This window comes from Nonomuraea sp. NPDC059007, assembly GCF_042740555.1.
In the GTDB taxonomy this organism is placed as follows: domain Bacteria; phylum Actinomycetota; class Actinomycetes; order Streptosporangiales; family Streptosporangiaceae; genus Nonomuraea.
The window spans coordinates 461,318-475,404 of sequence record NZ_JBHYJD010000002.1; the positions used below are offsets into that span (position 1 = coordinate 461,318).

14 protein-coding genes are annotated in these 14,087 nt (G+C 70.5%); 9 read left to right on the top strand and 5 right to left on the bottom strand.

Going from position 1 to position 14,087, the window contains the following annotated elements; all coding sequences use genetic code 11:
• Positions 1-75 precede the first annotated feature (75 nt).
• From ACFWY5_RS05010 to ACFWY5_RS05025, 4 genes are read left to right on the top strand one after another with little or no spacing between them, the layout of a single operon-like run.
• On the top strand, positions 76-2,463 hold the full coding sequence (locus ACFWY5_RS05010) for a BTAD domain-containing putative transcriptional regulator (RefSeq protein ID WP_379625103.1): 2,388 nt from the start codon (positions 76-78) through the stop codon (positions 2,461-2,463).
• A 5-nt stretch (positions 2,464-2,468) separates the two neighbouring features.
• Positions 2,469-3,107, top strand: a complete 639-nt coding sequence (locus ACFWY5_RS05015; RefSeq protein WP_379625101.1) for a neutral zinc metallopeptidase — start codon at positions 2,469-2,471, stop codon at positions 3,105-3,107.
• A gap of 55 nt (positions 3,108-3,162) precedes the next feature.
• Positions 3,163-3,420: a WhiB family transcriptional regulator gene (locus ACFWY5_RS05020; protein WP_379625099.1), complete on the top strand. Its 258-nt coding sequence runs from the start codon at positions 3,163-3,165 to the stop codon at positions 3,418-3,420.
• Positions 3,421-3,429: 9 nt separating this feature from the next.
• Positions 3,430-4,137 (top strand): type II CAAX prenyl endopeptidase Rce1 family protein, encoded by a 708-nt coding sequence (locus tag ACFWY5_RS05025; protein WP_379625096.1) that lies wholly within the window; start codon positions 3,430-3,432, stop codon positions 4,135-4,137.
• A 375-nt stretch (positions 4,138-4,512) separates the two neighbouring features.
• Here ACFWY5_RS05025 and ACFWY5_RS05030 read toward each other — a convergent pair whose 3' ends face one another.
• Entirely contained in the window at positions 4,513-5,232 is a 720-nt protein-coding gene (locus ACFWY5_RS05030) for a PIG-L deacetylase family protein (RefSeq protein WP_379625093.1), read from the bottom strand.
• 124 nt (positions 5,233-5,356) lie between these two features.
• Between ACFWY5_RS05030 and pcrA the strand changes: the two genes are divergently transcribed.
• A complete protein-coding gene (gene pcrA, locus ACFWY5_RS05035; RefSeq protein WP_379630598.1) occupies positions 5,357-7,573 on the top strand; it encodes a DNA helicase PcrA in 2,217 nt (738 codons plus the stop codon).
• A gap of 384 nt (positions 7,574-7,957) precedes the next feature.
• Here pcrA and ACFWY5_RS05040 read toward each other — a convergent pair whose 3' ends face one another.
• Complete coding sequence (locus tag ACFWY5_RS05040; RefSeq protein ID WP_379610108.1) at positions 7,958-8,569, bottom strand: hypothetical protein; 612 nt, start codon at positions 8,567-8,569, stop codon at positions 7,958-7,960.
• Positions 8,566-8,832: a hypothetical protein gene (locus ACFWY5_RS05045; RefSeq protein ID WP_379630566.1), complete on the bottom strand. Its 267-nt coding sequence runs from the start codon at positions 8,830-8,832 to the stop codon at positions 8,566-8,568. The genes ACFWY5_RS05040 and ACFWY5_RS05045 overlap by 4 nt, the downstream gene beginning before the upstream one ends.
• 101 nt (positions 8,833-8,933) lie before the next feature.
• On the opposite strand from ACFWY5_RS05045, the gene ACFWY5_RS05050 reads away from it, so the two are divergent.
• Together ACFWY5_RS05050 and ACFWY5_RS05055 are read left to right on the top strand one after the other, a co-directional pair.
• Complete coding sequence (locus ACFWY5_RS05050; RefSeq protein WP_379610106.1) at positions 8,934-10,166, top strand: multiprotein-bridging factor 1 family protein; 1,233 nt, start codon at positions 8,934-8,936, stop codon at positions 10,164-10,166.
• A 290-nt stretch (positions 10,167-10,456) separates the two neighbouring features.
• Positions 10,457-11,041 carry an HD family hydrolase gene (locus tag ACFWY5_RS05055; RefSeq protein WP_379610120.1) on the top strand — a complete coding sequence of 195 codons (585 nt, stop codon included), beginning with the start codon at positions 10,457-10,459 and terminating at the stop codon, positions 11,039-11,041.
• A 264-nt stretch (positions 11,042-11,305) separates the two neighbouring features.
• Here ACFWY5_RS05055 and ACFWY5_RS05060 read toward each other — a convergent pair whose 3' ends face one another.
• Entirely contained in the window at positions 11,306-11,920 is a 615-nt protein-coding gene (locus ACFWY5_RS05060) for a dihydrofolate reductase family protein (RefSeq protein ID WP_379630567.1), read from the bottom strand.
• Positions 11,921-12,218: 298 nt separating this feature from the next.
• Between ACFWY5_RS05060 and ACFWY5_RS05065 the strand changes: the two genes are divergently transcribed.
• On the top strand, positions 12,219-12,659 hold the full coding sequence (locus tag ACFWY5_RS05065; protein WP_379630568.1) for a VOC family protein: 441 nt from the start codon (positions 12,219-12,221) through the stop codon (positions 12,657-12,659).
• Positions 12,660-12,687: 28 nt separating this feature from the next.
• Here the strand turns inward: ACFWY5_RS05065 and ACFWY5_RS05070 are convergent, their stop codons facing one another.
• Positions 12,688-13,236 carry a MarR family winged helix-turn-helix transcriptional regulator gene (locus ACFWY5_RS05070; protein ID WP_379630569.1) on the bottom strand — a complete coding sequence of 183 codons (549 nt, stop codon included), beginning with the start codon at positions 13,234-13,236 and terminating at the stop codon, positions 12,688-12,690.
• Positions 13,237-13,285: 49 nt separating this feature from the next.
• Here ACFWY5_RS05070 and ACFWY5_RS05075 point away from each other — a divergent pair, with 49 nt between their 5' ends.
• Complete coding sequence (locus ACFWY5_RS05075; protein ID WP_379630570.1) at positions 13,286-14,011, top strand: SDR family oxidoreductase; 726 nt, start codon at positions 13,286-13,288, stop codon at positions 14,009-14,011.
• Positions 14,012-14,087 lie beyond the last annotated feature (76 nt).

Below are 14,087 nucleotides of genomic sequence, written 5' to 3' on the forward strand. Positions count from 1 at the left end.
TGTCATAAGCAGGGTCTTTCGGTTGTGGTCGAAAGAGGGTGACCGGGGCCGGGGCGATGGGTGAGGCTGAGCGCCATGTTCCGCGTTCTCGGCCCGCTCGAGATCACGATGGGTGAACGGCTGGCGCAGCCCCCCGGACCGCGCCAGCGAGAGCTCCTCGCTCTGCTGCTGCTGCGCGCCAACCAGGTGGTCTCGATCGGCACGATCGTCAGGCTGGCCTGGGGCGAGCGGCCGCCACCCACCGCACGGCGGCAGGCCCAGAACTGCGTGGGACGTCTGCGCAGGCTCATGACCGACGTCGGGCTGTCCCCGAAGACGATCGTGACGACCCCGGGAGGCTACCTCCTCAAGGTCGCCGACGATCAGCTGGACATGCTCGCGTTCCTGGCGCGGGCCGACGAAGGACGTGCCCTCGCGGGGGCAGGGCACGTCTGGAAGGCGAGCAGGCGCTACCGCTCGGCGCTGGCGTTGTGGCGCGGGCCGGCCTTCGACGGGGTCGAGCTCGGGCCGCTGACCGGAGAGGTCGAACGGCTCGACGAGCGCCGCCTCGCCGTACTCGAAGACTGCCTGGACCTGGAACTGCAGCTCGGCAAGCACGTGGCCGTCGCGGACGAGCTGGCCGTGCTCGTCGCGCGGCACCCGCTGCGCGAGCGCATGTGGGGGCAGATGGTGATCGCCCTCTACCGGTCCGGCCGCGAGCACGAGGCGCTGATCGCCCTGGAAGGCGCCCGCGCCCGCTTCGAGCCCGGCGAGCGGCTGCTGGAGATCGAGGCGGCGATCCTGCGCGGCGAGGCGGGTGTCCCGGAACGGCCCGGCAGGCTGCCCGCCGACCTGCCCGACTTCACCGGGCGCGAGGAGGAGACCGGCGCGCTGGTCGCGCTGCTGAGCCGCGAGGCCGGAGCCGTCGTGTCGGGGGAGGCGGGCATCGGCAAGACCGCGCTCGCCGTGCACGTCGCCCACCGCGTCAGCAGCCGCTACCCCGACGGCCAGCTGTTCGCGAGCCTGCGCGGCAGCGGGCCCGCCGAGGTGCTGGCCGGGTTCCTGCGGCGGCTGGGCGTACCCGGGCACGCGGTGCCCGACGGGGTCGAGGAACGCGCCGAGCTCTACCGCAACAAGCTCGCCGGGCGGCGCGCGCTGATCGTGCTCGACGACGTGGCCGACGCCGCGCAGGCCCGCCCGCTCCTGCCCGAGGCGCCGCGCTGCGCGGTGCTCATCACCAGCCGCTCCGGCCTCGACGAGCTGACCGGCGGCTCCCGGCTGCCGGGGTTGGGCGGGATGTCGGCGGGCTCCGTTCTGCCCGGACTCGGAGGTCTGGCGGATGAGGCGTTTCGCTCAGAACCGGGAGGAATGGCGGAGGGGGCCTTCCGCTCCGGTCTGGGCGACGCGACCGCCGGACCGCCCGGGTCCGGGCCCCTCCCGGCCCGGCCGATCTGGCCGGCCTGGGCGGGGATGTCCGGCTTCGGGGTACGCCAGAGCCGCCCGAGCGCGCCCCGCGCCGGCCTCTCGCTCGTCCAGCTCGCGCCGCTGGAGAGCGGCCCCGCGATGACGCTGCTCGCCAAGATCGCGGGTGCGGGGCGCGTGGCGGCCGAGGTCGCCGCCGCGCGAGATCTGGTACGGCACTGCGGCGGCTCACCCCTGGCCATCCGCGTGGCCGCGGCCCGCCTGGCCGCCGAGCCCCGGCTGCGGGTGAGCTGGCTGGCCGACCGCCTGTCCGGCCACGCGATCCACCGAAACCCCCTCGCCGAGCAGCCGCGTCCCTCGCACCCCCGCCCCCAGCAGCCGGATGGCGAGCACCTGGATCGCCAGCACCCGGATCGTGAGCGACAGGGTCGCGAGGCGACCTTGGCCCTGGGCTGGCCTGCCGATGAGGTGCTCGGCCTGGGGTATGCCGGGCTGCCCGAGGCCGCTCAGCGGTTGCTGCGCCTGACCGGCCTGGTCGAGGCCCCCGACTTCGCGCCCTGGGTCTGCTCGGCGCTCCTGGACGCCGACCTCGCCGAAGCCGAGGAACTGGCGGAACGCCTGGTGGAGGCGCAACTGCTGGAGCGCACCGGACCGGCGCGCTACCGGCTGCAGGACGTCGTCCGCGCGTTCGCCGCCCGGCGGACCGGCGGCGACGAGCGGGCCGAGGCGCTGGGAAGGCTGCTCGACGGCTGGCTCGTGCTGGCTGACCAGGCCAACGGGCTGCGGTTCGGCGGCGGCAGCGGCCCGCCGGAAGGCCGCTGGTCGCCGAAGGGCGTGGCCGTCGGCGACCCCGCCGACTGGTTCGAGAGCGAGCGTCCCGGCCTCGTCTCCGCCGTACGGCAGGCCGCGGCGGAGGGCCGCGCCGAGCACTGCTGTCGCCTGGCCGTCGCCCTCGCCCGCTTCCTGGAAGGCGCCGGACACCTCGACGATCTGGCCGAATGCCTGAGATTGGCACTGGCGGCGAATCCGCAGAGTGAACCCGGGCACACTTGGGCATTGTGAACCACGTGAAGCGTCCCCTCGCGCTCGCTGTGCTGCTGGCGCTGCTGACCGCCTGCGGCCTGGCCCGCGCCCCGTCCATGGACGCCACCGGCAAGGACACCTTCGAGGACGACGTGAACTCGGCCCGGGTGCTGAGCGAGGAGTACTGGAAGCAGCAGTTCGCCGCGCTGGGCCGGACGTACCGGCCGGTCACGGAGTTCGTGGCCTACGAGGGCGAGGGCGGGCCGAGGTGCGGCGGGCAGCCGTCCGTGCCGAACAACGCCTTCTACTGTCCCGCCGGCCACTTCATCGCCTACGACGCCCGGTGGATGCGCGGCCTGTGGGAGGAGATGGGTGACGGTTCCGTATATTTGATCATCCCGCATGAGTTCGGGCATGCCGTACAGGCGCAGCTCGAAACGTCGTTCCAGCTCAACGTGCAGCAGGAGCTCCAGGCGGACTGCTACGCCGGCGGCACCCTGGCGGCCCTGGTGAAGTCCGGCGCGCTCCGCGCCGAACCCGGTGACGAGGAAGAGCTCCTGCTCAACCTCGCCGCCGCCGGCGACCCCGAGGAAGACTGGTTCAACCCCCAGGCACACGGTACGGCCGAGCAGCGCCAAGCTTCCTTCGCCGTCGGGTACCGCGACGGAGTAGGCGGCTGCTGAGAAGTACGACCACGGGATGATGCGCGCCGGCGCCGACCCGGTCTAGCGTGGTGCCATGCCGTTGGGAGAGATCAGCTGGCTGCGCAGGGGAGCCTGCCGTACCAGCGATCCTGAGCTGTTCTTCCCGCTCGCGCCGGGCCCCGAGCAGGAGGCGCGGGCCAAGGCCGTCTGCGCCGGGTGCCAGGTGCTCGACCAGTGCCGCGACTACGCGCTGAGCGCCGGTGAGTCCGAGGGGATCTGGGGCGGGATGACGCCGGACGAGCGCCGTCGTGCCCGCTTTCCCGCGGGCTGGCACAGTCCGGCCGCCAGTTAGCCTGCAGTGGTGCTGCTACGTTCCCTCGCCGTGCTCACCGCGGCCAACATCCTCAACAACCGGATCGCCCCCCGCCTCGGCCCGCTGACCTCAGCCGCCGCGACCGCGGCGCTGGTCGCGATGGCCCGCAGGTCCGGGCTGACCTGGGAGGAGCTCGGCTTCCAGCACGGCCGCAGGGGCGCCGTGGCCGGTGGCGTCCTGTTCGCGGCGGTGGCCGCGGTCTACACCGCGGGCATCTCCCACCCGAAGACCCGCCCCCTGTTCCACGACGACCGCGCCCTGTCCCTGACCCGCGCCAGAGTTCTCGAAGAGGCGCTGGTGCAGGTCCCGTTCGGCACCGTGCTGCTGGAGGAGGTCGGCTTCCGCGGCGTCCTGTACGCCGCCCTGCGCCGCCGCCACGGCACCGCCGCCGCGACGGCCGGATCCTCCGCCGTGTTCGGCCTGTGGCACATCCTGCCGTCGATCGACATGGCCAAGGCCAACCCGGCCCTGGGCGCCCTGACCGCCGCCGAGTCCCCCAACCACCTCGACACGGCACGGGTGGTGGCGGGCAGCGTGGTGTCGACGGGGGTGGCGGGCGTGGCCTTCTGCGAACTCCGCCGCCACGCCGGCCTGGCCGCCCCGGTATTGCTCCACCTGGCAACAAACTCCCTGGGCTACCTGTTCGCCCGCCTATCGACCCGCCTCCCAACACCCCCGGAAGCACCCACCACCTGACAGCCCGCTCGCCCGCGATCCAGCCTCACACCAGGCGCCTCATCGGTGACGGGTCGGCGCGTGGGCACTTCCGTGTACCTCGGCTTCAGGGGCTGCCTGCGCACTCGCGCCCCTGCGCAAGCGCGTCGGCCCGCGCTCACCGGAGCCTTCGCCCGCGTTGCCCGGCCTCCGGGCATGCCTGGCTATCCGGGGCGGCACGCTGGTGTGGCCGGGTAGTTGTGGCTGGGGATGGGTGGGTTTCCCGGTCGGGTGGTTAAGGGGGCGCCGTTACGGCGCCCGGCCCTGTGCGGGGTCGGAAGCGTCTCCCTGGAGGCCCTCAGCCATGTGGGGTGGGTGGGGGTGGGGGTGGCTGCGCCGTAAAAGATAGTGGAGGTTTCAGGCAGTGGAGACGATTTGGAAGGGCTCGGCGGAGCGGCCGGCGGGGAGGCCGGCGGTGGCGCCGTTCTGGAGGAAGCGGTCGCGGACGAAAGCCTCGAACCCCTCGCGGTGCGACACCTGGCTCACATGCGACAGCAGCGCCGCCACCTTGCGGTCCACGGCATCGGTGATGTCGATCCAGTGGTTCGGGGTGGAGCCGCCGTTGAGCCACACCTCGCGCACCGTCCACTCCGTCAGGCCCTCGTCGCGCAGCAGTTCGGGGAAGGCGTACGGGTTGCGCGCGTCGGGGTAGACGGCGTCCAGCGTGGCCCCGCCGACGGCGCGGTGGTCCGGGTGGCTCGGCGCCACGAACTGGTAGTTACGGTCGGGATGGTGGGTGATGACCAGGTCCGGGCGTACCTGCCGGATCACCCGGGCGATGTCGCGCCGCAGTTCCAGGGACGGCACGACGGTGCCGTCGGAGTAGCCGAGGAAGCGCACGTCGGTCACGCCCACCGCCTTGGCGGCGGCGATCTGCTCTGAGCGGCGCAGTTCGGCCATGCCGGCGTTGTCCTGGGCGCGCTCGTTGCCGCCCGCGTCGCCGTCGGTGACGAGCAGGTAGGTGACCTCGACGCCCCGATCGACCATGAGCGCCACCGTTCCGGCCGCGCCGAAATCCGCGTCGTCCGGATGTGCGGTGACCACCAGAACCCGGTTGACCTCGTTATCCGCCAGCATGACGTCCCCTTCCGATCTCTCCTTGGGCACAACCAGAGGGCCCCAGTCGGCATTCCGAGTCACGATTGTCGGTGGGGCGTCCTAACCTAGGGGCGTGCCGACCCAAGTCTCTCTAGACCACCCACTGCTCGACGGCCTCAACCCGCAGCAGCGCGAGGCCGTGATCCATCACGGCAGCCCGCTGCTCATCGTCGCGGGCGCGGGATCGGGGAAGACGAGGGTGCTGACGCACCGCATCGCCTACCTGCTGGCCGAGCGCAAGGTCCACCCGGGCGAGATCCTCGCGATCACCTTCACCAACAAAGCCGCCCGAGAGATGAAGGAGCGCATCGACAAGCTCATCGGCCCCCGCTCCAAGGTCATGTGGGTGATGACCTTCCACAGCGCCTGCATGCGCATCCTGCGCAAGGAGGCCAAGCGGCTGGGCTTCCCGTCGAGCTTCTCGATCTACGACCAGGCCGACTCGCAGCGGCTGATGGCGATGGTCTGCCGGGAGATGGACCTCGACCCGAAGCGCTACCCGCCGCGCGGCTTCTCGGCCCAGGTGAGCAACTACAAGAACGAGCTCATCGACTACGAAACCGCGATCGACCGGGCGAACAACCACCTGGAGAAGACGCTCGCCCAGGCGTACAAGGCCTACCAGCTCAAGCTGACCGAGGCCGGCGCCATGGACTTCGACGACATCATCATGAACACGGTGACGCTCTTCCAGCTCTTCCCCGAGGTGGCCGAGCACTACCGGATGCGTTTCCGGCACGTCATGGTCGACGAGTACCAGGACACCAACCACGCCCAGTACATCCTGATCAGGGAGCTGGTCGGCCACCCCGAGCTGAAGACGGCCGACGGCGAGTTGGTCCGCACCGGGTCCGACATGTCGGAGCTGTGCGTGGTCGGTGACGCCGACCAGTCGATCTACGCCTTCCGCGGCGCGACGATCCGCAACATCCTGGAGTTCGAGCGCGACTATCCCGACGCGCGCACGATCCTGCTGGAGCAGAACTACCGCTCCACCCAGAACATCCTGGCCGCCGCCAACGCGGTCATCTCCCGCAACGAGGGCCGCAAGCCGAAGAACCTCTGGTCCGACCAGGGCGACGGTCCCAAGATCGTGGGGTACGTCGCCGACAACGAGCACGACGAGGCCATGTTCGTCGCCCAGGAGGTCGACCGGCTGTCCGACGAGGAAGACGTCAAGCCCGGCGACGTGGCCGTCTTCTACCGGACCAACGCCGCCTCCCGGGTGTTCGAGGAGATCTTCATCAGGACCGGCCTGCCGTACAAGGTGGTCGGGGGTGTGCGCTTCTACGAGCGCAAAGAGGTCAAGGACCTGCTCGCGTACCTGCGCGTGCTGGCCAACCCGGCCGACGTGGTGTCGTTGCGGCGCATTCTCAACGTTCCCAAGCGCGGCATCGGCGACCGCGCGGAGGCGATGGTCGAGGCGCTCTCCTCGCGGGAGAACATCACGTTCTGGGACGCGCTGCGCCGCGCCGAGGAGGCCTACGGCATGGCCACCCGCTCCCTGAACGCGGTACGCGAGTTCGTGGCCATGCTGGAAGAACTGATCGCCAAGGCCGAGGGCGTACCGCCGTCCGCGCTGGCCGAGGAGATCCTGGTCGCCACCGGCTACCGCGCGGAACTGGAGGCGTCGGAGGACCCGCAGGACGAGTCCCGGCTGGAAAACCTCAACGAGCTGATCTCGGTGGCCCAGGAGTTCGAGGAGGCCAACCCGGAGGGCACGCTGGTGGAGTTCCTGGAGCAGGTGTCGCTGGTGGCCGACGCCGACCAGATCCCCGAAGCCGACGGCGGCCAGGGCGTGGTCACGCTGATGACCCTGCACACCGCCAAGGGCCTGGAGTTCCCGGTGGTGTTCCTGACGGCGATGGAGGACGGAGTCTTCCCGCACATCCGGTCGCTCGGCGAGCCCAAGGAACTGGAGGAGGAGCGCCGCCTGGCCTACGTGGGCATCACGCGGGCGCAGCAACGCCTGTACATCACGCGCGCGGCCGTACGCAGCTCATGGGGCGCCCCGTCCTTCAACCCCGCCTCCCGCTTCGTCAACGAGGTGCCGGCGACGCTGCTCGACTGGCGTACCGACCCGGAGAAGTCGGCCAGGACCGCCGCGGTCCGCCGCGACCCGACCCCGGCTCCGGCCAAGAAGAGCTCCCGCGCGGTTCCGAACCTGACGCCTGGTGACCGGGTGACGCACGACGCGTTCGGCCTGGGCACGGTGGTGTCGGTGGACGGGGTGGCCGAGCGGACCAAGGTCAAGATCGACTTTGGGAGTGGGGGAGAGAAGACGCTGCTGCTGGCGTACGCACCCCTCGAAAAGCTCTGAGGGCATCGTCCTCCGCTTCGCTCCGGGCTGGTTTGTGTGGGGGAGCCGAGCTCCCCCACGCCCCCATGCCGGGGGTCTTCCGACCCCCGGTCCCCCGGGCGTTGGGCGGGGGACGGTGTTGGAAGGGCGTGGTCCTCGCCATGGGGGCGCTACGCGCCTGAGGGGCTCGGGCTGGTTTGTGTGGGGGAGCCGAGCTCCCCCACGCCCCCATGCCGGGGATCTCCCGACCCCCGGACCCCCAGCGTGGGCCGGGGAGCGTGGTCCTCGCCATGGGGGCGCTACGCGCCTGAGGGGCCCGGCGCGGGGTACTTGTGGGTGGTTCTGTGGCCGGAAACGATCACTTGGCCGGTGATGAGTGGCTCGACGGGGTGTGGGGATGGCCGCTCACACCGTGGACGGCTGAAGGTCCTCCAGTGTCACGAGCAGCTGCTTGGCGAGGGTGTACTCCAGCCTGTGGAAGGCGTCCAGCGGGATGTGCAGGTCCCATTCCACCTCCACGAGGCCCTGCGGGGAGGGCTGCACCGCGTCGCCCACCACGCCGTACGGCTCGGCGGACCGCGCGGTGTAAACGCAGGCCGCGCGGCGCAACCGCGGGCAGGTGGCCAGCGCTCCGGGGATACAAGCGCGGCAGGTGGGCGGCGCATTGGAGAACGGCTTGCCAGTCGAACCGGTCACGGGCGGATCGGCCAGAAGCCACGAGACACGGCCGGTGGACGTGTCGCGGGCCGGGCCGCCGCACACCTGGCAGAGCAGGCGCAGCATACAGCGACGCTGCCGCAGCGTGTTGACCATCTTCCATTCGGGGCGGCCTCCACGGTGCAGGCCCGGCCGATGCCAGAGCACGCCGAACAGCCAATCCTGCCCGGCGGCGCCGGCGAACCCGAGCCTCCAGCCGTCCGTGGCGCACGCGTCGGGGATGAGCGTGAACGGCCGCTCGGCGAACTCTCCGTCGTAGGCGGTGATGTACGGCACGCGCAGCCGCGACATCACGCTCACATCTGCTCCCGGGAAAGCAGTTGGCCCACCCGCGCCCAATCCTGCGGTGAAACCACGCCGTAGCCATGGACGAACAGCTTCACCAGGGCCTCGACATCGGGTCCGCCCAGTGCCTCCACCACGGAGTAGCGGACATCACGGTAGTGGAGCTGTGAGCACGTGAGCCGACGCCCCCGGCCAACCTGTTCGGCGAGCGAGTACTCCAGCGCTCGACGGCACGTCGCGATGCTGAGCTCTGTGGCACTGCCTGCGGGTTCATCCACGAGACCCATCTCATCCGCCCGTGATACGACTGCGAAGAGGACACTGGAGGCGGACCCCGGACATCCGCCGTGTCCGCCCCCGCCCTCCGGAGGTATCCGCGATGAGCAAAGTTCCCGCCTGGTCGCGTCGGCTTCGCACCGAGCGGACCAGGCGTGGATGGTCTCAGCGAGACCTCGCGGGCCAGTTGGCGGCCGTCGCGGGCAGGCCGTTCCCCGAAGCGGAAAGCGTGGTGCGCCGCATCCGCGACCACGAGCGGGGCAGGCATCGGCCCGACGACGAGTACGCGGAGCTGTACTGCCGTGTGTACGGGCTGAGCGAGCATGCGCTCTTCGGCGACCCGGCCGACGACACCGACCCTGGCGACGAGATCGACGCGATAGAGCTCGCCCGCCGGGCAGCAGCGAGCGACGTCGGCAAGGAGACCCTTGAGCGGCTGGAACTCGCGGTGGACGACTTGGCCTCCGCCTACCCTCGCACGCCGCCGGCCCAGCTTCTCGGACGGGTGAGGCGGCACCTGGAGTATGTCGACCGCCTCCTCGACGGCAAGAAGACTCTCACTGAGCACCGTCGGCTTCTTGTGGCCGCCGGCTGGCTGTCTCTGCTCGGCGCGACCTGCCACATCGACCTGCGCCAATACCCGGCCGCCGCCGCACGGCTGCGAACTGCCGCCCAGCTGGCCGGGCACGCCGAGCACCAGGAGATCAGGGCGTGGTGTCTGGAGACAGAGGCATGGCAGGCCCTCACCGAGGGCGAGTACCACCACGCCATGGTTCTCTCCCAAGGGGCTCAGGATGTCGCGCCACGCAACAGCTCCGCCTTCATCCAGGCCACCGGGCAAGAAGGTCGCGCCTGGGCGCGCATGGGAAGAGGCGCAGAGACCCGGGCTGCGCTCACCCGTACCCAGGCGCTGGTCTCGGCCATGCCGATGCCGGATCGGCCAGAGCACCACTTCCGCTACGACCCGGCCAAGAGCGAGGCGTACACGGCCACGACCTTGGCATGGCTCGGCGACCCGGCCGCCGTACCGTGCGCGCGTCAGGTGCTCGACCGTCTGGAGTCCCGGGAGGACGGCGGACCTCGCCCGCGCCGCGCCGCCTCGGCACGCCTCGACCTTGCCCTTGCGCTGCTCGCCACCGGCGAGCCGGGAGAGGCCGGGCATGTTGCGCTCCAGGCGATGATGACCCGGCTGCTCGTTCCCTCGAACTACTGGCGGGCCAAGGAGGTCATCGTGGGCGTCGAACAGCGCGGCGTCCCCGAGGCCGACGAGCTTCGCGAGGTCTATCACGAACTGTACGGTCAGCCGGCGCAGCGTCAGATCGGCCCCACTTCTTAGGGCGCACACGCACGGCTGATCGTCGATCTTGGGAAGTCACGCAGCGGCTCGACGTGGCCTTCGGTGGAGGCCACGATGGGAGGGTTCGTTGCAGAACCCCCCGGGGGGTTGGTCTGTTGAGGGAGCCGAGCTCCCCACACCCCCTTGCCGATGGTCTCCCGACCCCCCGGACCCCCAGCGTGGGCCGGGCACGGTGTTGGAGGGGCAGAGACTCTCGACGCGAGGCCGTACGAGCTGAGAACGGTCTCTCGCGGCGGGAACTGGAGGCGGTCGTCTACGCTCTGCGCATGATGTCGGAGGACTTGACCAGGTTGACCGGCTTGCTGCATGAGATCGGCCTGCTCAAGCGCTACAAGCGCACGGGATGGCTCATCGCGGGGGTGCGCGATCCGGAGAGCATCGCCGACCACTCCTTCCGCACGGCGATCATCGCCGGCGTGATCGCGGCCATGGAGGGGGCCAATCCTGAGCGGGCGGCGTTCCTCAGCCTGTTCCACGACACGCAGGAGACCCGTGTCACCGACATCCCGTACATCGGCAAGCGCTACCTCAAGGCGACGCCCAACGAGCAGGTGACGGCTGACCAGGTGCGCGGCCTGCCCGAGCCGGTGGCGGAGATGCTCGGCGGAGCGGTCGGCGAGTACGAGGAGAAGGCCAGCCTCGAAGCCGTCTGCGCCCGTGACGCCGACAAGCTGGAATGCCTCATCCAGGCCACGGAGTACCGGGAGCAGGGGCACCAGAACGTTCAGCCCTGGATCGACAGTTCCCTGGCAGCGCTCAGGACTCCGACCGCGAAGCGCCTGGCCGACGAGGCTCTACGGACGGGAACCCTGGACTGGGTGAGCCGCATCCTCAACGGCGACCAAGCTGAGTGACATCTGGTCCGGACACGGCCATCGAGTCGTTGAGCGTCGCTGGTGTCGGATCCAGTGCCGGAGCTTGGATGAGCTGGAGGAGCGGAGGCGTCGAGCCGCCTCCGAGGCTGGCTGGGTGAGATCGCAGGCCTCCAATGCCTGCGGGACAAGCGGTCGGACGCGTTGCGGCGGACCCGTGTTGCCCACCAAGTCAACCTCGGCATGCCGGCCATAGCCGCGGCTCGTTGGCGCCTGCCGTACGGCATGACAGTGTGTCTTTGCGTGTTACCTGAGGTTCTGCGGCGTGCGGCGATAGATCAGGTGAGTCACGCCGATCCCCTCGATGATCTCCGCCGGTTCGAAGCCGATCGGAGCTGTGTCGCCAAGCCCGGTCAGCATGGGTGTACCGGCGCCGAGAACCACCGGCACGATGTCCATCCGCAACTCGTCGAGCAGGCCGGCCCTCAGCGCGTCGGCCACGGTCCCGCCGGGGCCGACGCCGACGTCGCGATGCCCTGCCACCTCACGGGCCCGCGCGATCGCGTTCTCCACGCCGTCACTGACGAACGTGAACGGCGTCGTGGTGGCCTCCCAGCCGGCCGGCGGTGGACGGTGGGTGACGACGAACACCGGCACGCCGCTCGGGTGCCGCCCATTCCAGCCCGCGGTGAGGTCGAACAGGTTGCGGCCGACGACACAGGCCCCGACCCGCTCTTGGAGTTCGCGCAGGTATCGGGCGGTCGCCTCGGAGGTGCGGTAGGTCAGCCGGTCCGGATCGGCCGTGGGGGTGGCGACGGTGCCGGCCGTACACCATGCGAACAGCCGGTCGAATCCTGTCTGGCCAGGCCCGGAGATGTACCCGTCCAGCGAGACCGACGCCTGTGTGAAGACCTTTCCCATGGTGCCCCCAGAGCGTTCGCGATCTTGACAAATCCGGACTCTAGCACATATAAAACCATTAGGTTATTGAACCGGGGGGTTATCGATATGGTGGCAAGCGACTTGACGTTCGCGCCCTGGTCGACCCCAGCCGGCGGGCCACCCTGGCCCGGCTCGCGACCGGCGATGCCGCGCGGCTGGCCGCGCCATTCGCGATGAGCCGGCCAGTCCGTCTCCCAACACCTGCGGGCCTGGTCAGTCGCAACGCCGGCGAAGAATACGACTGTCTTGCCACCTTCATCCACGAAAGGCGCCATCCGTGACCGACACGTCCACCCCCGCCAACGAGATCCCCAAGGATTCCGGCAACCCACCCGTGCCGCCCGGCACGCTGTTGCTGGAGCTTGTGCCGGTGCCGGTCACCGATATCGAACGGGCCAAAGCCTTCTACCAGGACCGGCTCGGGTTCCGCCTCGACGTCGACGTCAACCCGAAGCCCGGTATCCGCATCGTCCAACTCACCCCACCCGGTTCGGCATGCTCGATCACCCTCGCCGAGGGTCTCCCCACCCTCGACATGCCGCCGGGAACACTGCGCGGCCTGCACCTGGTGGTCGCCGACATCGAGGCGTCCCGCGCCGAACTCGTCGAACGCGGCGTCGAGATCAGCGAGGTCGAGGACCTCGGCGGAGTGTTCTACGCGTACTTCGCCGACCCCGACGGCAATACCTGGTGCCTACAGCACATGCCCTGGCGCTAACCCCGAAAAAGGCCGGCCGCCGAATCGTTCAAGATCGGTGGTCGCCGACCTGACCAGGGCGTTCGTCGGCGTTGAGGCGTTCGATGAGGCCGTCCAGCAGGTCGCGGAGCAGGACGGTCAGGTGTTCGCGCTGGTGCTCGTCGAGGTGGGCGAGGAGCGCGTCCTCATGGGTCAGCAGCGCGTCGACGGTGTCCTCGACGAGCCGGTGCCCGGCATCGGACAGGGTGACCGTCTGCGTGCGCCCGCGCGGGCCGCGCGTGGTGCGCACCAGGTCCGCCTGCTCGGCGCGGGTGACGCGCTGGCTGATGGCGCCCGCCGTGACCAGGCAGGAGGTGCTCAGTTCTGCCGGGCTCATGGTGTACGGCGGGCCGCTTCGCCGCAGCGTGGACAGCAGGTCGAGGGTGGCGCCGTCGATGCCGAGCCGGGCCAGCGTGCGGCGGCGCTCATCGCCGAGCAGTTTGGCGGCCCGCCAGACGCGGGTGATGATCCCGATCGACTCCACGGGGGTGCCGGGACGCTCCCGGCGCCAGGCCAGTTGGATCTCGTCGACGGCGTCGGGGTTGCTGTGCTGGGTCACGTTGCCTATCGTACAAGGAGAAATTTAGGCCTAAACAAGGAGTCCGGACATGACGCGTACAGCCGTGGTGACGGGTGGCGGCACGGGGATCGGGAAGGCGACGGCGGCGGCGCTGGCAGCCGATGGACTGGACGTAGTGATCACCGGCCGCCGCCGGGACGTCCTGGACAAGGCGGTGGCCGAGCTGGGGGACAGGGTGCGGGCCGTGCCGTTCGACGCGACGGTGCCCGCGGAGATCGAGGCCGCGTTGCCCGGACTGCCGCAGCGGGTGGAGGTACTGGTCAACAACGCGGGCGGCAACACCGACTTCGGGCGTCCCGAGCACCCGGGCCTGGACGGGCTGCGGGCGGCGTGGCTGGCCAACCTGGAGGCCAATCTGGTGGGCGCGGTCCTGCTGACGACGGCGCTCACGCCACGGCTGGCGGACGGAGGCCGCGTCGTCACCCTCGGATCGATCGCCGCGGCCAAGGGCGCCGCGGGTTACGGCGCGGCCAAGGCCGGGGTGCTCGCCTGGAACGCCGAACTGGCCTTCCAGCTCGGCGGTCGCGGCATCACCGCCAACGTCGTGGCGCCTGGGCTGGTCGAGGAGACCGAGTTCTTCGGCGACGGGCTGGCCGAGCAGCGCCGTACCGCGCTGGTGGCCCAGACCGCCACCGGCCGCGCCGGGCAGGTCGAGGACGTCGCCGCCACGATCGCCTTTCTCGCATCCTCCGGCGCCGGCCACATCACCGGCCAGGTCGTGCACGTCAACGGCGGCGCGTACCTCGGCAGCTGACAACCCGGGCGGACACGAGGAGAAGGGCCTGATCACCTCCGCCTCCCTGCGAGATCCGCGGCCCGTCCGGCGGAGG

Bases quoted from the DNA above. Each gene is read 5' to 3' on its own strand.
- ACFWY5_RS05010 (WP_379625103.1), top strand. From the start codon at position 76: ATGTTCCGCGTTCTCGGCCCGCTCGAGATCACGATGGGTGAACGGCTG.
- ACFWY5_RS05020 (WP_379625099.1), top strand. From the start codon at position 3,163: ATGCCGTTGGGAGAGATCAGCTGGCTGCGCAGGGGAGCCTGCCGTACC.
- ACFWY5_RS05030 (WP_379625093.1), bottom strand. From the start codon at position 5,232: ATGCTGGCGGATAACGAGGTCAACCGGGTTCTGGTGGTCACCGCACAT.
- ACFWY5_RS05050 (WP_379610106.1), top strand. From the start codon at position 8,934: ATGAGCAAAGTTCCCGCCTGGTCGCGTCGGCTTCGCACCGAGCGGACC.
- ACFWY5_RS05055 (WP_379610120.1), top strand. From the start codon at position 10,457: ATGTCGGAGGACTTGACCAGGTTGACCGGCTTGCTGCATGAGATCGGC.
- ACFWY5_RS05060 (WP_379630567.1), bottom strand. From the start codon at position 11,920: ATGGGAAAGGTCTTCACACAGGCGTCGGTCTCGCTGGACGGGTACATC.
- ACFWY5_RS05075 (WP_379630570.1), top strand. From the start codon at position 13,286: ATGACGCGTACAGCCGTGGTGACGGGTGGCGGCACGGGGATCGGGAAG.